The 22162-nt window shown below is 46.6% G+C and carries 16 protein-coding genes and 1 tRNA gene; 6 read left to right on the forward strand and 11 right to left on the reverse strand.

Annotated elements, in window-relative coordinates; genetic code table 11:
* Positions 1 to 137: 137 nt before the first annotated feature.
* Genes GCU85_RS07750 through recD form a run of 3 tightly spaced genes read left to right on the forward strand, consistent with a single transcriptional unit; the run spans position 138 to position 9287 of the window.
* Positions 138 to 3629, forward strand: coding sequence for an exodeoxyribonuclease V subunit gamma (locus GCU85_RS07750; RefSeq protein ID WP_152810613.1), 3492 nt, complete (start codon positions 138 to 140; stop codon positions 3627 to 3629).
* A complete protein-coding gene (locus GCU85_RS07755; RefSeq protein ID WP_152810614.1) occupies positions 3622 to 7314 on the forward strand; it encodes a UvrD-helicase domain-containing protein in 3693 nt (1230 codons plus the stop codon). The genes GCU85_RS07750 and GCU85_RS07755 overlap by 8 nt, the downstream gene beginning before the upstream one ends.
* The gene (recD, locus tag GCU85_RS07760; RefSeq protein ID WP_152810615.1) at positions 7311 to 9287 is read left to right on the forward strand and encodes an exodeoxyribonuclease V subunit alpha; all 1977 of its coding nucleotides are present in this window, start codon (positions 7311 to 7313) and stop codon (positions 9285 to 9287) included. Before GCU85_RS07755 ends, recD begins: the two co-directional genes overlap by 4 nt.
* A 137-nt stretch (positions 9288 to 9424) precedes the next feature.
* On the opposite strand, the gene GCU85_RS07765 is transcribed toward recD, so the two are convergent.
* The 6 genes from GCU85_RS07765 to GCU85_RS07790 form a co-directional block, all read right to left on the reverse strand.
* Complete coding sequence (locus GCU85_RS07765; RefSeq protein WP_152810616.1) at positions 9425 to 10030, reverse strand: alpha-ketoglutarate-dependent dioxygenase AlkB family protein; 606 nt, start codon at positions 10028 to 10030, stop codon at positions 9425 to 9427.
* A 29-nt stretch (positions 10031 to 10059) separates the two neighbouring features.
* On the reverse strand, positions 10060 to 10527 hold the full coding sequence (locus tag GCU85_RS07770; protein WP_218110614.1) for a GNAT family N-acetyltransferase: 468 nt from the start codon (positions 10525 to 10527) through the stop codon (positions 10060 to 10062).
* Between the two features lie 125 nt (positions 10528 to 10652).
* Positions 10653 to 10737: transfer RNA gene (locus GCU85_RS07775), tRNA-Leu, on the reverse strand.
* Positions 10738 to 11022: 285 nt separating this feature from the next.
* Complete coding sequence (locus tag GCU85_RS07780) at positions 11023 to 11604, reverse strand: DUF937 domain-containing protein (protein ID WP_152810617.1); 582 nt, start codon at positions 11602 to 11604, stop codon at positions 11023 to 11025.
* Between the two features lie 112 nt (positions 11605 to 11716).
* Positions 11717 to 12484, reverse strand: coding sequence for a glutathione S-transferase family protein (locus tag GCU85_RS07785; protein WP_152810618.1), 768 nt, complete (start codon positions 12482 to 12484; stop codon positions 11717 to 11719).
* Positions 12485 to 12616: 132 nt separating this feature from the next.
* On the reverse strand, positions 12617 to 12958 hold the full coding sequence (locus tag GCU85_RS07790; RefSeq protein ID WP_218110615.1) for a sulfurtransferase TusA family protein: 342 nt from the start codon (positions 12956 to 12958) through the stop codon (positions 12617 to 12619).
* A 90-nt stretch (positions 12959 to 13048) separates the two neighbouring features.
* Here GCU85_RS07790 and GCU85_RS07795 point away from each other — a divergent pair, with 90 nt between their 5' ends.
* The 3 genes from GCU85_RS07795 (at position 13049) to alr (ending at position 18024) form a co-directional block, all read left to right on the forward strand.
* A complete protein-coding gene (locus GCU85_RS07795) occupies positions 13049 to 15502 on the forward strand; it encodes an ATP-binding protein (protein ID WP_152810619.1) in 2454 nt (817 codons plus the stop codon).
* 179 nt (positions 15503 to 15681) lie between these two features.
* The gene (locus GCU85_RS07800; protein WP_218110616.1) at positions 15682 to 16830 is read left to right on the forward strand and encodes a class II histone deacetylase; all 1149 of its coding nucleotides are present in this window, start codon (positions 15682 to 15684) and stop codon (positions 16828 to 16830) included.
* A 72-nt stretch (positions 16831 to 16902) separates the two neighbouring features.
* Entirely contained in the window at positions 16903 to 18024 is a 1122-nt protein-coding gene (gene alr / locus GCU85_RS07805) for an alanine racemase (RefSeq protein ID WP_152810620.1), read from the forward strand.
* Positions 18025 to 18190: 166 nt separating this feature from the next.
* Here alr and mnmE read toward each other — a convergent pair whose 3' ends face one another.
* Genes mnmE through rpmH form a run of 5 tightly spaced genes read right to left on the reverse strand, consistent with a single transcriptional unit; the run spans position 18191 to position 22061 of the window.
* Positions 18191 to 19549 carry a tRNA uridine-5-carboxymethylaminomethyl(34) synthesis GTPase MnmE gene (gene mnmE / locus GCU85_RS07810; protein WP_152810621.1) on the reverse strand — a complete coding sequence of 453 codons (1359 nt, stop codon included), beginning with the start codon at positions 19547 to 19549 and terminating at the stop codon, positions 18191 to 18193.
* Positions 19539 to 21206: a membrane protein insertase YidC gene (gene yidC, locus GCU85_RS07815; RefSeq protein ID WP_152810622.1), complete on the reverse strand. Its 1668-nt coding sequence runs from the start codon at positions 21204 to 21206 to the stop codon at positions 19539 to 19541. Before yidC ends, mnmE begins: the two co-directional genes overlap by 11 nt.
* 15 nt (positions 21207 to 21221) lie before the next feature.
* A complete protein-coding gene (gene yidD, locus GCU85_RS07820) occupies positions 21222 to 21506 on the reverse strand; it encodes a membrane protein insertion efficiency factor YidD (protein WP_152810623.1) in 285 nt (94 codons plus the stop codon).
* The gene (gene rnpA, locus GCU85_RS07825; RefSeq protein ID WP_152810624.1) at positions 21482 to 21961 is read right to left on the reverse strand and encodes a ribonuclease P protein component; all 480 of its coding nucleotides are present in this window, start codon (positions 21959 to 21961) and stop codon (positions 21482 to 21484) included. Before rnpA ends, yidD begins: the two co-directional genes overlap by 25 nt.
* Entirely contained in the window at positions 21921 to 22061 is a 141-nt protein-coding gene (gene rpmH / locus GCU85_RS07830; protein ID WP_152810625.1) for a 50S ribosomal protein L34, read from the reverse strand. The genes rnpA and rpmH overlap by 41 nt, the downstream gene beginning before the upstream one ends.
* Positions 22062 to 22162: the final 101 nt, after the last annotated feature.

Below are 22162 nucleotides of genomic sequence, written 5' to 3' on the forward strand. Positions count from 1 at the left end.
TGCTACACTGACCTATGCTACACCAAATTAAGCAACTTATCAAAACAAACAGGCCGTGTGGCGATTAACAAAACCACTGAGAAACGACCCAAAAAACACGAGTCAAATGAATATACCTGCTATCCAGTCAATGCACGATGGAAACTAATTGGATAACCTACTTTAGTGCGCATACTGAAATTCTATTAGAGAAGTTTGCACAGGACTTGTCGGATGATTTATTCGGCGATGACGGCGGATTGATAGATCCTTTCGCCAAAACTGTTTTATTAGTGCCAAATTCAGGTATGCAACGATATTTAGAATTAGCGATTGCTGAGCGGTTTGGCATTTGTGCACAGATTGATATTACTTACCCCGGTCAGTTTTTATGGCAATTTTACCGCGAACTTTCGTGTGAGCTGTCGTGTGAGCTTTCGTATGAACTTTCGCAAGCACCCCCAACCGATGCCCAGCAGGCACTAATGCCCCGCTATGCCAATCCAGATAAGCGCACGATTATATTTGAGCTACTGAGCAAATGGCAGACGCAACCGAGCACCAATGACAAAACTAATACCGCGTATGATCAATTATTAAATGCGCATCCACACCCGATGCAACGTTATTTTTTGGCCGATCAGATTGCCACGCGATTGATACAGTATCTTAACGATCGCCCAGAAATAATCAACGCATGGCAACAATGGCTGCCGTCTGAACAATGGCAGCCGTCTGAAGCTTCAGCCACAGGGGCGTCAGATGAGACAGAAGCGTGGCAACGAGATTTGTTTAATCAGCTGGATTTATCGCAATACAATAAAGCCGAGTGGCAGACCCATTTACGGCATTACTTGGCATTGGAAACAACGCAACAGCTGCTACCCAATCGCTTGTATTTATTTGGCTTTCATGCGCTACCTGCGTCTCAATGGCAAGATATTAGGCTGTTGGCGGCGCATTTGTCTGTTCACGCGTATGTGTTTAATCCCAGTTTGAGCTACTGGGAAGACCTAGTGAGCGAGACAATCAAAGACAAAGTCATGCTAAATGACCCAGATAAAGCCCAGCTTTTTGAGGTGGGTAACCCACTGCTAGCGAATTGGGGCAAAGGTGGTAAACCGTTACTCATGCAATTGCAGGAGCTAGAGTCAACGCAGCTCGATGGATTTAGTGCGACGACAATAAACCTTGATGCGTACTTGTTGAATTTGGACGATTCAACGGCATGGCGTGAAGCGCCTAGTAGCTTATTGTCGGCAATCCAACAAGGCATTCATCTGAATCAATCAGTGGTACGGCTGAATGCAGATGAGCTCGCTCGCATTCACTGCAATGAACAAGCTGGGTTAGCACAACAAAGCATTATGCTAACTAATGCCAGTAGTCACCGCCGTGAAGTTGAGTTATTACAAGACTATTTATACCATCTATTTGAGCAGACTGACATAACACCTAACGAGGTGCTTGTCATGATGCCAGACGTTAGGGATTATGCGGATTATATTGGTGCAATTTTTGGCACACAGCATCAGTCAGTCATGGGCAAAGACTTGTCAATACCTTATACCATTGCCAATCAATCCGCTGCTACGACTAACGACGATGTCAAAGCGTTTTTGGCGGTGTTGGCGCTGATTGAGGCCGACTTTGATAGTGCGACGCTACTGCGTTGTTTATCAGAGAATAGCTTGGTTAGCCAGTACGGATTAGAGCTCAGAATGTTGAAATCGATTCGACGCTGGCTAGAGGGGCACCACGTGACCAATGGTTTTTTTGACGACAGTGATGGTTACTACAGTAGTCTAGAAAAACTCCTCGATCGATTGTTGCTAGCTGCTGTCGGTGGGGTAGAAGCACAGGTTGGGCAGCGCTTGGCCTCTGACCAGTATTATGAAGACCAAAATGAGGCATTAAAAATACTCTGCCAGCTATTCGAGGATATTAAGCCCTTTGCGCGGCTTAAACAGCGATCGCTGGGCTTGACAGCGTGGTATAGACAGCTGACACAACTCAGCCACGTATTGCTACCAACACAAGGTGGCAAGAATGGGGTGAGTGAGTTGTTGCGTGAGTGGCATCAATCGATTGCTAAAACAGCAGAAACGCAAGCGCGATTTGACTTTGCGATTATCTACCAAGATATGCTGGCGTTATTTGGGCGTGAGGCGCTGCACGGGCCGTTTTTATCAGGTGGTATTTCTTTTTGCACCATGATGCCGATGCGCGCAATCCCTGCCAAAGTGATTTGTGTGCTAGGTCTGCACCATGATTTTCCCAAGCCTTTGCTCAGAGATGCGCTGGATTTGCGGCAAAAATCCCCCAAGCCCACGGATAAAAATAGTTACCTAGAAGCCAAATATTGCTTTTTAGAAACTCTAATGTCAGTGCGCGAGCGACTATACTTGAGCTATATCGGCACCGATGATCGAACCGAAGAAACCATTTTGCCATCGACGTTAGTAACGGACTTAATTCAACAGATTAAGACGTACGGTGGGGAGGAAATGGTCAATGCCGTGATTAAAAAGCAACGACTGCATGGGTTTATGGATGCGGATAATCGTTCGTTTCAGACTTTGTATGAGGCGGCGCCAACTAATGCACCAACTAATGCACCAACTAATGCACCAACTAATGTTTTAACCAATACGGCTATGCCGATGCGTTGGCAGACATCTGGATTGGAATTGGCGCTTACTCGCCCGTTGAGCTTTTATATCAAATATCGCATACGTGCCACCCAAATTCATGATAAATACCCAGAAACACCCTTGGTCGAACATGATGCGATTCTGCCACTGAAGGGGCTAGGTCAGTGGCGGCTAAAAAATGCCTTGATGGATGAAGTTTGTTTTGCAAAGGATTACAAGACCCACCTGGCAAATGATAATCTATTGCCACCACCGCTGGTTGCCAATCATCTGATGGCTAATTATGGGCAAGCAGGGGCGTTGATGAGCCAAGCGATGCGACCAATCACGCAGGCACCCGTTGTGGCGGTTAGCGAGATTGTCTACCTGTCATCGGCAATGCCATCACTGTCGTCATCACTGCCCACATCATCGCCACCAAATGCACTGCCAGAGACACCGCCAATGTCACGACCAATAACGCCATCAATCACGCCACCAATCACGTCACCAATCACGTCACCAATCACGTTGGATGTTTATTACCACGCGACCCAATTAACCACCGCAGGTCAGTGGCGCTGTGTTTTATCTAGTAACGCTAGCACTGTTGCCAGAGGCGTGCTTAACGCATGGCTGCACCATGTGCTGCTTAATTTATGCGATGCGCCGTCAGCGGTCAAAGCAACCCATTTTTTTGCACTATCTGCTGATAAATCGTCTGTTATTAATCTACAATTTCCTGTGTTGACGGGTACTGCATTAAATGCCAGTTGTGAAGCGATAACTGCATGGTTAGCGCAGGCGTGGAGCCAACCGCTGCCAATTAGCGTCCACTGGAGTGCGAGCAATAAAATAAGTGGCAAGTTAGATAGCGAACTAAGTAAACAAGCAAGCCTGTATCAAGCATTAGCCCCACTGCCCAGCACCTTGCCGCCAGCCACTCAACAGGCATTGGCGCAATTGCTTGCCCTAGTGAATGAGCAAGTCATTAACGTACAGGTGATGAATGAATAAAACCCCAAACACAAGCATCGCGTTTGATCCATTCGATTGTCCGTTGACGGGCAGCCATTTGCTCGAGGCGAGTGCAGGCACGGGAAAGACCTATAGTTTGTCGTTTTTATACCTTAGGCTACTTGTTGAGGCGGAGCTTACGGTCGCAGAAATCCTAGTTACCACCTTTACCAAAGCCGCAACAGCCGAGCTGGGGCAGCGTATTTATCGTGAAATTGATAAACTGCAACAGGTGCTTAACCAACAACTACAACAGGTTGCATCAGGGACCGTGCTGGGTTTTGGTGATTTATTATCAGCATTGTCCGCGTCAGATAATACGGCGTTAACGGTTTGGCTAGATGGGTTTTTTGCTGTGAATACAGCGGATAACACGGTTGATGCCGACAAATTAAAACGCGCTAATCTACAGCTGCGTATTGCAATGGCGCAATTTGACCATGCGCAAATCTATACAATCGACGCGTTTGTGGCAAAAATATTCAATGAAAATAGTAACGTCATTAACCATTATTTGCCGCAGACGGTCAGTGATAATGACGAGACACTGATTAGCCTTTGCTTTACAGCGTTGGCCAAAGCAAACTTTGCTGCACTAGGTGCTGATGCAAAATCGTTAGTACAGGCAATTAGCGATAAGTCATATGATGAGTTGGTAAAGGATTTATGCCAAACAGTTTGGCACTATAACGCGTTGGATTGGGCGTGTTATACGCAGGCTAAGACAGCATACGCCCGCTATGAGCAACTAATCGCACAATTGATTGCAACCGACCATACAGCAATGGTAGCGGCGGTTAACGCCGCGATGGCAAAAGACTGGCTTAACAAAAACAGCTATAAGCCAGCCAGTTTTACAAAATACAGCGCGCTGTTAACCAATAAGCAGGCGTATGATGAAAAAGGAAAAGCTGACGTCGCACCGCTAGTTAATTTTTTTAGTCCAAATAATGTTATTAATAAAATTAATAAAAAAAGCGGCGCCAGTGAGACGGAAAAAAACACGCTACAGGCTACACTAAATAACGACTTTGATGAATTGGCAGGTTTGCAACAATCGCTGCCTGCAAGTCTGACAGATTTTCGCTATTCATCAGCGCTGGTGGCGATTGCGACAGCGATTAAGCCGTTATTGGCTGAAAAAAAAGCGCAAATTATGCAACTAACGCATAGCGATATTACCGAGAGTGTGGCAAAGCATATCAACGAATTATCGATCCAACATCGGGCGGCGTTGGTTGATGAGGCGCAAGATACCAGTCAAGATCAATTGGCGATTTTCCAGCGTGCATTTGTTGAAACGGGAAAAACCTGTTTCTTTGTTGGCGATCCAAAGCAAGCAATTTATGGTTTTCGTGGCGGTGATATCTATGCGTTTTTGCAGATTAAAAAAAATGTCCAACACTATTGGCGGCTAGACACCAATTATCGCTCAACGCTGGCACTAAACACCAGTGTTAATTACCTGTTTTCAGGTAAAAATCCGTTTATTGAAGCAGACATCCAGTATCAGCCAATCAACACTCAGCCCACCCAAGCTCAGTCCACATCAGCTCAGTCCACATCAGCTCAGTCCACATCAGCTCAGCCGCCCAATACAAGCCCAGCTCCAATTAGCGCGACTCAGCCCGCATTGGTGTGTGTGACGACAGCAAATGCAGACAAGCCCAGCTTGGCGGATATTGCGGCAACGCAGATTATCGAACTAGTTCAACAAGGTGTGCCAGTCAGCGATATCGCCGTATTGGTTCACGGTAATGCCGATGCAATGACAGTGAAAAACGCATTGGCAGCAGTGGGCGTATCCGTCAGTGCGGCGACCAAAAATACGGTCTATGACAGCGATGAAGCGAAATGGCTGCATGCGTTACTCAGTGCCATCGCCCACGCAGAGCTCAGTAAAACGCGTAGCTTATTGCTTAGCGGTTGGTTAAATTATCCACTGGCGTTCGTTGAGGATGATGAGGAAATTGCCGCCATCGGTCGCGCATTATTTGGCTATGCTAAGCGCTATCAGTATCTCGGCTTTGGCCGTATGTTTTATCAATTACTACAAGACTACCATATCCCTGCCAATCTATTGCGACAAACCGATGGTAAGCGAAAATTAACCAATGTGATGCAGCTATTTTCATTGTTACAAGCGGCAGGGCAAAGCCAGTCGTTATCATTGTTTGGGCTGATTGATTGGCTGGGTGAGCGCATCGCCAAAGCAGACAAAGAAAGCGAATTACGGCTAGACGACAGCAACGCCGTGTCTATTATGACGATGCACTCTGCCAAAGGGCTACAGTTTCAATATGTGGTGTTGCCGTTTATTTCCTGTGTGCCTAAGTCAAAGAAACCGACGTTTTTTAAGTCTAACCAGCGTCAGTCTGCGGTATTTTTGGCGTGGGATACCGATGGTTGTTATCAAAAACAACTGGCGTTTGAATCTGAAGCGGAAGAAATGCGCTTGGCTTATGTCGGATTAACGCGCGCGGTAAAACAAAATATCCTGATTTTATCCGAGAAAAAATCAGATAAAAAATCAGGGGGAAAAACAGCGAGTGAGCAGCCCGAGAATCCTTATGTGAATAGCTTATTTGGTAAACTTGTACAGACCCTACCGCAGAGGATGGCAGGGTTATTGGCACAACCGTTTGCCGCCAAAATAGACGTTGATATCTCACGGATGACAAGGCAGTGCTTGCAACAGCCGCAGGTGAACTACCAAGCAAAAAAACCAACCAAACAGCATGTCATGCGCTGGGTGTTGGATTCATTTTCACGAATGCAGCAAACGTCTCATCAGACGTCCCATCAGTTGCCCCATCAGCTGCCCCATCAGCTGCCTCATCAAGTGCCCCATGATTTTTTGAATGACTCGTCGAATAACTCGTTAAATGATTTACCGCAACCCAAAGGGTTGCCCGCTTTACTGAATTATCCCGCGGGTGCGGCAGCGGGTTCGGCATTGCATGAAATGTATGAATACTTGATGGAGGCGCGGCCAGCAACAGAGGCATTGGCGAGGCAAATTGAGCAGATTGAACCACACTATTTTTCTGCCGCGACCGCGCTACCCGATAGCCAAGATTTGGCGACTGATTTGTTGGCTACGGCGCAATACGCATTGACCCCGTTGGGGTTTTCATTGTGCGATATTGACCCAGCGCAACAAAGCATCGAAATGCCATTTTATTTGCATCTATCGCCAGTGGCACGTCAGTATCTATTGGATTGCTTTAATACGCACCCAGCGGCGATAAATGAGATAATATCGCAGAATAAATCAGGGCAAGGTCCGCCCAAGCAATCAACCCAAGCCACACCTGCCAGTTACTTGCATGGCTATATTGATTATTGGTTTGCGCACGAAGGGAAATACTATGTCCTCGATTATAAATCGAACAAACTAGGCGAGACGCCAAGCGCGTATCACCGACAAGCCATGCATACAGAAATGTTGCACCACGGCTATGATAAGCAAGCGTTAATTTATACTGCAGCGCTGTGCAAATATTTACGAATTACTGATGCGGCGACGTTTAACCAGCGTATTGGTGGGTATCTGTATTTGTTTTTGCGTGGCATGTGCCAACCCTTGTCAGCAAATGAGGCCGGGCATGATTACGGGATTTACTATGATCGGTTGACTTGGGCGTGTGTGAAGCCCTTGCTAGATGTGGAGCAAACAGGATGACACAGACTTTCGACGATGGAATTTACCATGATAACCTCGATGATAAACGAGCAGAAAAAGCGTTTTTACGGCGACTTTGTTCTCGGCTAATTGCACTTAATGCAAGTGCATTGACATCTTTTTCGCACATAGCTGAGGCGGATGAGTTAGTTCAACAAGTAGCGGAGCAACAAGTAGCGGAGCAACAAGGAGCGGGGCAACAAGGAGCGGCGCAATATGATGAGGCGCAATATGATGAGGCGGACAAGCAACCACGACTGAATCGTCTGTTTTCTCAGGTTGCTGCAAATGCGTATGCTGCGCTACAAGGGCAATCCCCTTTAGTAAAGCTACCTGCTGATAGCGATTTGTCTTGGCTGGACGCAACCCAAGCCACGCCTGACAACATGAACTTTTTGACCTTATTGCAGGCGTTTGATGCCGTGATTGGTCGCCCACCAACGCAAAAGCCTTTGGTCTATGCCGCCCCCTACTTGATGTTTCGCCAGCAGTGGTTATCTGTAGTTGCCTTTGCTGAGGCAATCAAGCAGCGGCAAAACCATTTGACACCACCTCGCATAGAAAGGTGGCAAGCGATGGGCTGGCAATTAGCAGACAACAACACGCTAAACACCGAGCAGCGACAAGCCGTCTGGATGGCCGCAACTGTGGGGTTTACCTTAATCAGTGGTGGCGCAGGAACGGGCAAAACCACAACACTGACAAAAGCATTGGAGCTTATTTTGCGCGAAAACCCACAAAGCCGTATCGTCCTCGCGGCCCCTACGGGCAAAGCGGCGCATCGATTAAATGAATCGCTGGCAGCGACATTGAGCTATGTGGATACGAGCATTCAGCCGTTAATGGTAGCGCTGACCGCGAAATCACTACACCGTGTGTTAAAAATCAGTGAGTCGGGCGGCAAGCCCTATCACGATAGCAATAACCCGTTATTTTGTGATGTTCTTGTAATTGACGAAGCCTCTATGGTCGGCGCAGCGCAGCTTATGCAAGTATTTTCGGCGCTACTACCAACTTGTCGCGTTATTTTGCTAGGCGATGCCAATCAGCTGCCCGCTATTAATGCCGTCTCTCTGTTTAATGAGCTGAGCAAAGAATCCATTGGGGTCAGTGAAAAATTAGCGGAGCTGTCTGGGTCGTATTTGCCGCAGGCATTGCCCGTAGGTGATGGCTTGATGCAAAACTGCTTGTGCCACCTGACAGCAGGTAATCGTTTTCATCGTGAGTCGATGGTAGGGCAATGTGCCCATGCGGTTTTGGCAAATGATGCCAGTGCATTTTTAGCCGCATTGGGGGAGCACTATCGAGCATTGGACAATCACACGATGCCAGATGCCACGTCTAACGCAATACCCTCAGTGTTTTACCAGCAGCTATTGGCCAGTTATCCCATCGATGCCGATGCATTGCATCACCAACTGAGCGAACGGATTGTGTTGTGTGCGTTTCGTCATGGCGCCTATGGAACACAGGCGATTAATGCCCAGCTTGATGCGTATTGCCGGCAACGCTTAGCGTCCAGCCCGAATCAGCTTTGGTACACAGGGCGGCCAGTTATTATCGAAAAAAATTACTATGAAATGGGTCTGTTCAATGGTGATATTGGCCAGTGCGAATGGCAAGCGGGAAGGTGGGTTATCGTATTTGATGGGGAGCGCACGGTGCTTGTGGATAACTTGCCCGAGGCCTATAGCTTAGCCTTTGCAATCACCATCCATAAAAGCCAAGGCTCAGAATACAATCAGGTCGATATCGTACTAAAACCCGAAGACTCAAAAACAACCAATGTGCAGCCATTTGTGACACGCGAATTGCTTTACACGGCGGTGACTCGCGCGCGAAAACAGTTGGTTGTCTATGCGACGCAGGCGATTGTCTCGACAGCACTCACCCCGCAGTCGTCAATACCGCGGTCAATACCAAGCGATTGGATTGAGCTACTCGAAATTATCAGGACAACGTCGCGAGGGTAGCGCAAAAATGCGCTGGTAATGAGTTGGATGAGGCTTCAGATATGGCTTAGATAAGGCTTAGATAAGGCTTAGATAAGGCAAAATGATTTGCTAGGTGCGGTGATGACTTAGCCCAATTAACCCTAACGCACCATGATTTAAACAATATAACGAAAGGTGAGATTGATTCTCGGTTGGTTAATACGCTTGGATTTATTAATGGAATGCTTCCAAAACTGTTGCGTCTTTCCACGCATGACTAATAGATCACCATGTGTCAGCGGTAACCTATGTTTAAGTGCTTTTTGCTTATGCTGGAGTATGAAGTCTCGAGTAACGCCTAAGCTAATTGAGGCGATAATAGGCGCTTTGCCCAGCTCGCTTTCATCATCACTATGGCAACCCATGCTATCATTGCCATCTCGGTAAAGATTTAATAGCACACTGTTAAAGCGGGTATTCAGGGATTGCTGCAATGTATCCTTTAATCTCGCCAAAGGCGGTAACCAGTCATCAGGCGCGTGGTATAACCCTGAATAGGTATAGCCTTTGTCGCCATACCAAGCTGAAAGCCGCGGCGTTAAGTGGTATTTTCCATAAACCCTAACACGGCATTGTTGCCAATTGACAGATTGTTTTAATTGATCAAACAATTCGTCGGCGCTATCAGTGGGTATATACTGTGGGTAATAATCTATCGTTGCGTCATTTAACGGTAATTGCTGACAATTAGGCAGCAGTTTATCATCCTGATTATTAATCATTTTTTAATTAATTTCGTTTTGCATGAGGGTTACACGAAAAATTGCACAATGCCGTTTTCGTCAAAATCGCAATTGTGCCATGCTTCATCAATATCAGCGCCGCATTTTTTATACAGGTCAATGGCTGGCTGATTCCAGTGTAATACCTGCCAGCGCACGCGTTTACAATGCGTTTTTTTGGCGACTGCAAAAATTTCATTTAATAATTGCGTACCGATTTTTTGTCCTCGGCAAGTGGCTTTAACATATAAATCGTCCAGATAAAGTGACTTGCCAACCCAGGTATAATAAGCAAAGTAATACAACGCCATACCGACAATTTCGCCGTCATCTTTTTGTGCGACAAAGCATTCAAAGAAATCCTGTTCCTCGCGCATCCGCTCGACACTGTTGCGTACTTTTCCTGCTGCTTTTTCAAATGTTGCTAGTTCGTAGATCAAAGCAAAGATAGGCTCGAAATCGGCTTCATTGGCCTTTCGTATCGTGATATTCATCATCAGCAACCCTCAACGACAATGGATTGAAAATAACTGGATTGAAAATAACCAGTCGTTTTTAATGTGCTTTTTAAGGTTTGTCACTTAGCATTTTAGAGAAATCGACGTATTTGTCAATTTATAGATGGTGCGAAAGGAGAGACTCGAACTCTCACGCCTTGCGGCACTGGAACCTAAATCCAGCGCGTCTACCAATTCCGCCACTCTCGCATTAGGGGGTATGTGTGTTCGTTGCGTATTATAACGCTTTGCGCTAACTTTACCAGTTTTTTTGTTATTTAGTCGCGGCGCTGTCGAAAAAATAATGCTAATTTACTGATTTAAAATAATTTAACAGTTAACCAAGGCGCGGGTAAGCGAACGTTATGTGCAGTCGATACGTGATAAATGCATAACTAAATACATAACGAAGGCTCATTTAACGCGGCTTACCCGTCACTGATATGGCATCATTTTATATGGTGTTATCCATATAGTGTAATTGTGATAAGGCGATTACTTACGCAAAAATTTGCTAGCAAGGTTCATGACATCGTCTAAACCAAAACCATTGTTGTTAGCGCCTTGGTTGCCTTGTTGTTGCTGAGTGCCGCCGAGTAACGAGCCGACTAAATCCATTACGCTGTTTGGGTTTTGTTGCAAGTTTTGTTGCATTCCTTGCTGCCCAGCTTGTTTGCCTAGCGCGCCCATCGCCATTGATGCAACCATCGGGAGTATTTTTTTAAGCACTTGGCTGTCTAGGCCAGTTTGCTGTGCTGCATCACTAGCCAATGCACGACTGTTGTCTTTGCTGCCTAAAATCTGCGCTAAGATGGCGTTGCCCTCTTGGACGGCCGGCTCGTCGTATAGGCGTGCGTTGTCATCATCTAGATACTGTTGTTGTTTTGCTTGGGCAATTTGTGCAATGATATCGGTATTTTGATTTTGTGCTTGTTGCCCGATGCCTTGGCTAATTGCAGGTAGTAATGAACCGATGGCTTTTTGCGCTTGCTGTTCGTCTAATCCAAACTGCTGCATGATGTCGGTTACGTTGCTTTGGTTTTGTTGGCCTAAAAGCATTTCTATGAGTTGTTGCATGTGTCGTTCCTCTGAGGTTTTTATTAAGTATGAATGGTATGGTGGTTATCAACGCCGATTGTCAGCTGACTGTCAACGTACTAAGATTATAACATATATGATATAAATTAAGCTAACAGGATGCGTGATTGGCTGATACTTGCGCTTCAATGGATTTGATATAGCGCGGTAAATTCGCATAACGTCGCCAGATGGCGTCGTAGCTGGCTTGCATATCAGGGGTAGAAAAAGCCAGCAAGAACCCATACACGACCGCATCGATGGTGGTGGGCTGCGGCTTGCCTAAGAAAAAGGTGTTATCACCTAATAACTCGGATAACGCGCTAAATCCATCATCCACGATTTTGGTGACGGTGGTTTCGTCGTGTAGCCCGAGCCCTTGGGCGAGGATTTTTTTCTTTATTTTTCGGCGTATGATGCTTGGGACAATAAGCTGTAGTGGTTTAGGTAAATCGCCAAAAAGGACGGGGCAGGCAATTGCCCAGCCTTTATCAGTTGCAAAGCGTGCATAGGCGCCACACCAATAAATATGTTCGTCCATGAATTTCATGATGAGATGCGACAGCGCGCGTTCTTTGGCGCTTAAATCGGCATCTAAATCCCTGTAGTTTGTGGCGAGATAATCAAGGATTACGCTGGAATCCGCAACCGTTTTGTCGCCATCGATGATATAAGGTAATTTGCCTTTGGGGGCTTTTTTAAGGTTGCTTATCCCAGGCTGAAAGCAGTAGGGAATTTTAGCTAGCTGTAGATAGGTTTCAACCTTGAGGACAAAGGGGCTGCCATCGCTTAGGCCAAACATCGGGCCAAAACCAAAGAGTTGGATGGGTTTTTGACTGTCAGCCAATGTCGTGTTGTTGGTTCGTGTCGAGGTGTTCATTGATTGAATTTATCTCCTAGTAAACTGAAATCTGGCAAGGTAAAATGTGGCAAAGTGGGATGTGGCAAAGTGGGATGTGACAAAGTGGGATGTGACAAAGTGGGATGTGAAAAAATGAGGGGGCAGGTAGGCTTATTTTGCCTCAAATAAATAGACAAAGACCGCTTGTCCATTTTCATGTAGGGTCGTTTTTTTGCGGAGCGTATGACCTGTAAGCTCAGCAAAAACGGGCATATCGTCTTGAGAAGTTGCGTCGGTTGCCATGACTTGCACGCACTGTCCAGATTGCATTGTAGAGAGTGCCAGCCGCGTTTTTAAGACGGGCAGTGGGCAAATCAGTCCTCGGGCATCAACGATTTCGGTTATCGTTTCATCGGCAAAAGGCGTGGCTTGTCCATCACAAAGCGGTTCGCAATGCGGCTCAGTCTGCGTCTCAGCGGCGTGTGGCATAGGCGAGGGCGTGTTTTTATCCAATTGATTTACCTAAGTTAAAAGGGGTTTTTGTGGTGGTTTTTCACTCTGTTTGATTTTCCGCTATAATAGCATAAAATCAACGGGGGATGTATGAAGCTAATCGAACAAATTGGCAGTTTTTATCTAGGTAAAACGATAGACGAAAAAAATCCTGAGCTTATTCGTTATGATGCCAAAGACCTCACCACTCACGCAGTGATTATCGGCATGACGGGTTCTGGAAAGACAGGGCTTGGTGTTTGCTTGCTGGAAGAGGCATTGCTCGATGGTATTCCTGTTATTGCAGTGGATCCCAAAGGTGACATGGGGAATTTATTGCTCACGTTTCCTGAATTAGCAGCGACGGATTTTGAGCCTTGGATCGATCCAGTTGAAGCAGAGCAAAACGACGAATCAATTGCGGATGTCGCTAAAAAACGCGCGAACCAATGGAAGCAAGGATTAGCAGACAGCCATCAAACGCCCGAACGTCTTGCGGCATTAAATGCTGCTGTTGAAAAGACGCTGTACACCCCAGGCGCTACTTTTGGGCGGCCTATTTCATTACTTAAATCGCTAGCACCACCTAAGCCTGCGCTACGAAAAGACAAAGACTTGTACCAAGAACGCATTAGCGCTGCGACGACGGGGATTCTTTCATTACTAAAAATCGACAATGACCCGCTTGCACGCGAACAAATTTTGGTGTGTCAGTTACTCGAATATTTTTGGGACCAAGGAAAAACCATTGCCTTGGCGGATTTGATTGCGACGATTCAGAATCCTCCATTCGAACGCATTGGTGTGATGGACGTAGAGACTATTTACCCTGCCAAAGACCGACTTAAACTGGCGATGCAATTGAATAACTTGCTTGCTAGCCCAGGCTTTGAAGCATGGACGCAAGGCGATGCGCTAGATGCAGAACGATTGTTATTTAGTGAGCACGGCAAGCCACGTCTGTCTGTGATGAATATTGCGCACTTGTCTGATAACGAGCGTATCTTTTTTGTGACGATGTTACTAAACGATATTTTGGCTTGGATGCGGACGCAGCCAGGTACGGGTTCGTTGCGTGCAATTCTCTACATTGATGAGCTATTTGGTTATATGCCGCCGATAGGCAACCCCGCGACCAAACCATTATTATTGACCTTGTTAAAACAAGCCAGAGCCTATGGTTTAGGGGTCGTTTTATCAACACAAAACCCCGTTGATTTGGATTATAAGGGTCTGTCGAATTCAGGGACTTGGTTTATTGGTCGCCTGCAAACGGAGCAAGACCGCAACCGCGTAATGGATGGGTTGCTATCTGCCAGCAAGGATGGGCTAGATAAAAAAGCCTTAAATGCGGCATTTGATTCGCTAGGGAAGCGTAAATTTTTAATGCATAATATCCACGAGGATGCTCCTATTATTATGACAACGCGTTGGGCGATGAGCTATTTGTCAGGGCCTTTGAGTCGTCAGCAAATCCAATTGCTGACTCAGCCATCCAATCAATCGGCAAACGAAAAAAGTCCTAATAGCAACGACAATTCGTCTGAGAGCAACAAGGATAATGCACAGGAATTGGCACAAACCGATTGGGTGAAATACGCCAACCTTGCGCCAGAGATTGCCCAGTTTTTCCTGCCGACCAAACAAGTCATAACCGACACATCGGCGCTACATTACCAGCCTACACTGATGGCGATTGTTAATATTCATTACGAAGACACGCGTGCAGACATTCGCCATAGTCTTACGCAGCTATTTACAACGCCATTTGTTGATGGGCCTATCGCGATTGACTGGCGCAATGCGATTGAACCTTTTGTGGATAAAGCCCTTGGTGAGGCGCAAGATGAGTTAATAGCTCAAGTGACCGATGAAAAACCTAACGATGCTAAGTTGCTACAACCGCCGATTAGCGCCACCCAAAAGGCACATTACAGAGATTGGGAAAAAGCGTTCGTGCTGTGGGTGCGTCAAAATAAAGCCCTGACACTCTACCACCACGAAGGGCTTAACGATTACGCGATGCCGGGCGAGAGCGAATCGCAATTCCGCCAGCGAATCGCTATTGCTTTGCGTGAGGCACGCGACGAACAACTAGAACAGCTACGCACGCAAATTGGCAAAAAATTAGCCGCACTGGAGGCAAAGCGCAGTCGTGCTGAAGCGCGAATTGCCAAGGAACAACAACGTGCAAGCAACCGAACAATGGATGCCATTGTTAGTACAGGTAGTGCGTTACTTTCGGCATTTATGAGTCGCAAAAAAGTGTCTGTGACGAATGCGCGACGGCTTGGCAGCGCCCTGAAAAAAGCCTCAACGGCGTTTGGCGACGACCAAGATATTCCAGCGTTAGAAGAAACCATCAAGCAAATTGACACAGAGATACAAGCGCTTGCTTCGAGTTTTGAACAAGAAATGCAAACGGTTCACGATCAGTTTGATGCGGTTAATGCGCCATTATCAACCCACCAGATTTATCCCAAATCAACGGCGATAACTATCCACGCTTTTGGGGTGGGTTGGCAGCCTGGGTTGCTAGTTGATGAGCAATGGCGAGCCGTTTGATTATACCGTTTTTATAGATGGGTTGAGCCATTACGATGAAAGCGCTATGATGTTACGATGATTTCGCTGGTGTAACGGTAACAAGCGGTAACAAGCGGTAATAAGCGGTTGATAAGTGGGTAATAAGCGGTAATAAGTGCTAATAAAACAAATGATAACGAATAACCAGGAGAATTAACATGACAATGCAACCCGCCAATAAAACAGGCTTTTTATGGCATGAAATTTATATGTGGCACGATACAGGGACATTCTGTGGTTGCGAAAAACCCAGTGCAACAGTCCAGCCCGCCTATCATTACGAGAATCCTGAGTCTAAGCGTCGTATCCGTAACTTGCTCGAAGTCACAGGTTTATTAGAACAATTAACACCGCTAACGGCTATGCCTGTGACGCGAGATGACTTAGCGCGCATTCATACCAATGCGTATTTAGACCGCATTGAGTCTATGCGCGGTATTGGTGGCTACGCGGATCCAGAAACCCCGCTGGGTATTGCGTCAGTCGATATCGCCGAAAAGGCCGTAGGCGGCGCCATTGCGGCAACCAAAGCGGTTATGCAGGGCGAAGTTGACAATGCTTATGCCCTTATGCGACCGCCAGGGCATCATGCCGAGCCAGATAACACCACGGGATTTTGTGTCTTTGCTAATGCCGCAATTGCAGGGGCGTATGCCCTAGAGCATTTGGGTGCTAAACGGGTCGCTTATATTGATTGGGATGTGCATCACGGGAATGGCACAGAAAGTTGCTTTATTGATAACCCCAATGCACTAACGATTTCAATCCACCAAGCGGATTGGTTTCCGCGAAATCGAGGGCATTTCGATGATATCGGGACTGGCGATGGTGTCGGTAAAAATATGAATATCCCGTTAATGCCTGGCTGCGGGCATGGCGCTTACTTGTATGCTTTTGAGCAGATTATCATTCCTGCGCTCGATGCGTATCAACCTGATTTGATTTTTGTTCCTTGTGGGTTTGATGCCTCAATCGAAGATCCACTGGGCCGTATGATGCTGACAGAAGATAGCTACCGAGAAATGACGGCCATGCTAATGCAAGTTGCCGATAAAGTCTGCAATGGGCGTCTGGTGTTTACGCATGAAGGGGGCTACAACCCCTTTACTACGCCATTTTTGGGGCTAGCAGTGATAGAGACGTTGTGCGGTTACAAAACAGGCGCACAGTCCCCTAACCTTGAGATGAGGCGTGATGTGGGGTATCAGGCGTTACAGTCGTATCAAAAGGCGTTGATTGATGAGATTCGTGACTTTTTTCAGCAGGCGCAAGGGTGTCCGCTAAACCCCGCTGCAGCAGCACAATAATGTCAATGTGCAGCAAAGGCTACTGCCGATGTGGCTATATTATCGTTATCGCCTTAATTGGCGTGATTTGACATGCTTCATCCTGCGTGGCTAACAGTTAATCGAACACATTTTGCCGAAAATGTGCGCTTGACTCAGTCCTTGATTGGGTCAAGCCAGCTTTGTGCCGTGATGAAAGCCGATGCCTATGGGCTTGGCATAGACAATTTGTTGCCGACCATCATTGAACAACAAGTTCCCTATGTTGCCATCGCTGATAACCAAGAGCTTTTCGCGATACGGCATCATCAAACCGCAACGTATCATGGGAAAATCATGCGAGTTCGTAACGCCAGTGAGGCGGAAATCCGTGAGGCCATTCCGTATGGTATCGAGGAAATTCTCGGGCATTGGGATAACGCCAAGCAGATGAATGCCTGCGGTAAAGCCGCCAATCGTGTGATTCCCTTTCATTTGAAGCTTAATTCTGCTGGCATGGGTCGCAATGGGCTTGACCTATCCACGCCGATGGGTAAAAATGCCGCCATCGACATACTAAAAATGCCGTGGCTAAAGCCCGTCGGTTTGATGACGCATTTCCCCAAAGAGTGTCCTGTGGACTTGCAAGCATCGCTCCAGCAGTTTCAGCGTGACTGTGATTGGATTATGAATGCCGCAGGATTGGATAGACGTGCTTTACTAATCCACGCCGCGAATTCTTATGCGCTATTCACTGACCCACAAACGCACTTAGACATGGTGCGCCCAGGGAGCTTGCTTTATGGCGACGGGTTGCCTGAAATATTCACCCATGGATTTTGTCCCGTGATGGTTTTTAAAACACGGATTGTTAGCATTAATGACTATCGCGCAGGACAAACGGTTAGCTATGAGCGCGAGTGTACACTAAAACGCGATAGCCGTATTGCATCGGTGCTAGTGGGCTATGCCAATGGCTATCGCCGCGCGTTTAGTCACCAAGGACGGATGCTCATTAATGGACAATTCGCACCAGTGATTGGGCGCGTATCGATGAACGTGACCACCTTGGATGTCACTGATATTGTCGAGGCGAAAATCGGGGATGAGGTGGTCGTTTTTGGTGAGCAAGGCGATTTGCAGATAACTCAAGCAGAAATCGAAACCATGAATCAGGCATTATTTGCCGATGTTTACACGATTTGGGGGCAGTGCAATCCAAAAGTGTTGCTATGAAAAGTTGTAAAAAGCAGGGTTTCGATAAATTCAGTTGCGACAAATAAGCAGTTATACTCAAATAGGCAGTTATACTCAAATAAGGGCTTTCGGTGGGTGCGTTTTTATTTTCCAGCACGCATTTTACTTACACTTACTAACACGCGTTTTACTTATCAGCACGCGTTTATTTGCCAATACAAAACTGCCCAAAAATTTCGCCCAATAAATCGTCGCTGGTAAACTCACCCGTGATTTCACATAGACTATTCTGCGCTAAGCGTAATTCTTCCGCGACTAGTTCGCTGGTGGCCAATGACTGAATGCATTGTACGGCTTGCTGAATATGAAATTTGACAACCTTGAGTGCTTGGACATGGCGCTCTCGTGCAGAGAAAATGCTTTCCTCGTGGTGTTGATAGGTAATGCGTTTAGCGATGGCAGTGATTAGTTGATCGATACCTTGCCCTGTTTTGGCGCTAATTTTTAGTACGTCGTTAGTTAGTACGCCGTTAGTCTCAATTGGCGGTGCTTGGCAAAGGTCTTGTTGGCAAAGGTCTTGTTTGTTATGTACTTCAATAAAGTCAATACCGCCATCTAGGCTGAGTTCATCGGGTTTTTTATCTTGTAAATGACTGGCGTCTCGTAGCCAAATGGCGAGTGCCGCGGCGCGTACGGCCTGTTTGGTTCGCTCGATGCCTGCTTTTTCAACCAAGTCATCCGCTTCGCGTAATCCTGCGGTGTCTGTTATCCGTACAGGAATGCCTTGAATTATCAACGACTCTTCAATGGTGTCACGGGTTGTTCCTGCTTGTTCGGTCACAATGGCGCGCTCTTGACCGAGTAGGCGGTTCATCAACGATGACTTGCCAACGTTGGGTTGCCCGACCAATACAATTTGTACGCCTTCTTGTAGCACTTTGCCCTGATTGGCTTTATCCAGTGTGAGGCAAACTTCCTCAAATAACGCGTCTAGCCGTGATGCGATATTGCCTTCGCTCAAAAAATCAATTTCTTCATCAGAAAAATCCAGCGCGGCTTCAATATAGACACGCAAGCCAATGATGGTTTGTTCGAGGGTGTGAATGACAGTTGAGAATTCGCCATTTAGCGAACGCATGGCGGCATCGGCAGCTGACTGAGAGCGCGATGCAATGAGATCGGCAACCGCCTCGGCTTGGACCAAATCCATTTTGCCGTTTAAAAAAGCACGCTCAGTAAACTCACCTGGCCGTGCTTGGCGGGCGCCCAAAGCTAAAACCGCTTGTAACAACCGCTGCATGACATGAATGCCGCCATGCCCTTGGAGCTCAACAACGGCTTCACCTGTGTAGGAGTTGGGTGCTTCAAAATAGAGGGCGATGCCCCGGTCTAGTGTGTCTTGTTGTGCGTTACGAAAAACGCTGTATTGAGCTAGCCTCGGTGTCAGCGTCTGATTCGTCATTTGCTGCCCAATGGCTAATGCTTGGCCGCCACTAATTCGAATAATGCCGACGCCGCCCATGCCAGGTGGCGTCGCAATGGCCGCAATGGTCTCATTCTGCATGTTTTAAGGTCAGTGCACCGTATTTTTTTGTGATGACATATTGCTGGACTATCGAGAACAAGTTGCTCACCGTCCAGTATAAGACCAAACCAGAGGGGAAGAATAAAAAGAAGATACCAAACAAGACAGGTAGCATATTCATAATCTTGCGCTGCATGGGGTCGGCAGGTGGCGGGTTTAGTTTTTGTTGCAGATACATCAATACCGTATTAATGACAGGTAAGACATACCAAGGGTCTTTGATGGACAAATCCTCAATCCAGAAAATCCACGGTGCTTGGCGTAATTCAACCGATTCCATCAGCATGTAGAAAAACGCTAGGAAAATAGGGATTTGAATCAAGATAGGAAAGCAGCCAGACGCAGGGTTAATGCCCTCTTTTTTATAGAGCTTCATCATTTCTTGTCCGAGTCGCTGGCGGTCTTCTTTGTAATTGTCGCGTATCCGCTCTAGTTGGGGTTGGAATTTACGCATTTTGGCCATTGATTTGAAACTTTTTGCAGCCAGAGGGAATAAGACCAATTTAATTAGAATCGTTACAATAACAATCGCCCAGCCCCAATTGCCGACAACCGCATGAACCCAGTTGAGCAAATTAAATAACCATTCGGATAAGAAAAACAACGGCCCATAGTCGGTGGCTTTGTCTAAGTGCGGCGCGATGCTTTTTAAGTCATCTTTAATTTTTGGACCGACGAAGCCTTGTTGTGTAAAGACGTGGTTTTGTCCGTCTTCGACGACAGTAGGTTGTCCTATCATGCCAATGCGGTAGAGATTATTGGCAAATTGTTTGGCAAAAAATTGATGCTCGCTGTCTTGATTGGGGATGATAGCGCCCATAAAATAATGCTCAATCATCGCTGCCCAGCCGCCTGTTACGTCTTTTATCTCTAATGGTTCGTCAGCGACTTCGCCAAATGAGATTTTGTTATAGGCACGCTCAGGAGACGAAGTTGCCATCCCAGCAAAGGTGTTAAACGTGGTAATGCCCCGCTTAACAACGACTTCATTACGTGCTAGCTGCCCATATTGAAAGCCTTGCCACGTTTGACCTGAGGTGTTTTCTACGCGCTGTTCGATATCAAAGTGATAATCGCCACGCGTAAACGTGTATGTTTTGGTGACGCGAATACCGTCTTTTTCCCAGACTAAAGGTACGGCTAATGTGTCGCCTGTCAGACGGTAGGATGTTGCTTGGCTGGTGAAAATAGCTTGATGGGTTGCATTGCTCTCAAAGTTACTATTTAAGCCAGTCTCCAAAGTAAACACTTGTCCAGGTGTTGCCTGAAATAACTTGATTGGGGTGTCATCATTGACCGAGATAGGATATTGCAATAAATCACTTTCGACCAATGTGCCACCACGGGTGTCAATCTGTATTGAAAGGACATCAGTTTCCACGTGAATGAGCTCGCCTGAGTGGGCGAGTGGAATAGTTTCCCCGGGCACTTGCGATGCCGTTGCTTGCGTATTGATATCGCTAGCTGGTGTGGTGGGCGCATTAGGGATTTCAGCTGACTGACCATCGGCAGTTTGCGCCGTATTTTGTGGGGTTTCTTGTGCAGCTGGCGCGTTAGCACCTTGCCACTGAACCCAAAGAATCATAAAAGAGGCGGCACAAATCGCCCACAAAAACGCTCTAAAGTTATTATTCATTTGCAGAATCTCTCTTTAATCATTGGATGTTAAGCAGTTGTTGCTTGGACATTGTTTTTTAGATTGTTTGCACAACGGCGTAGGGTTTGCTTCTGGTACAGGGTCAATCCCGCCTTTACACAGTGGCTGGCAGCGGCAAATTCGGTTTGCAGCTAAATAACTGCCTTTGATACAACCATGCGCGGTAATGGCTTCGATAGCATAGTTTGAGCAGGTTGGGTAAAATCGACAGGCGTTACCTATCAATGGGCTTAGCGTCCATTGATAACCTTTGATTAGTGCGATGAGTATTTTTCGCATTGTTGTAGCGGGTTCAGTCGGTTTATCCACAGATGATTGATGTCACGATGCAGCTGTTGGTTGTCGGCTTGTTTTGCTGCAGGTCTTGCAATAAAAACAATGTCAACGTAATGATTGAACGCATCAGCTTGTTGTTGCAGCGTTGATAATCGCTGTCTGAATTGCTCGCGTATCAATCGCTTAATGCGATTTCGATCAACGGCGCGTTTGGATACTTTTTTAGAGACCACGGCGCCTAATCGAACGGGCTTGTTTGTTTTGTGGTGCTGTTTTAGCTCGTGATAAAAAAAGACCAAAACCACGAAGTAACGACTTTTTATTGTCAACTGATTTTGTTGAAAAACCTGTTGAAATTCGGTCGTTTTAAGCAGTCTGCTGTCTTTTTGAAAACAGCACCCCAAAGCCAAGTGTCCTTTACGCGGATAATCGCTTTCTGCCTTTGGCGCGTCTGGCATTAATCACTGCGCGGCCGCCAGCGGTCGCCATGCGTGCACGAAAACCATGAGAGCGCTTGCGCTTGATATTACTGGGCTGAAAAGTACGCTTTTGTTTCATTGTATTATACCTGTTTTAATTAGAGCAAAATGACACGAGAGACTACCGCATTGAAAGCGGTTTGTCAATATTTTAATGTGAATTGGGCCGATTGTGGGTAG

Source organism: Ostreibacterium oceani (assembly GCF_009362845.1).
Taxonomy (GTDB): Bacteria; Pseudomonadota; Gammaproteobacteria; order Cardiobacteriales; family Ostreibacteriaceae; genus Ostreibacterium; species Ostreibacterium oceani.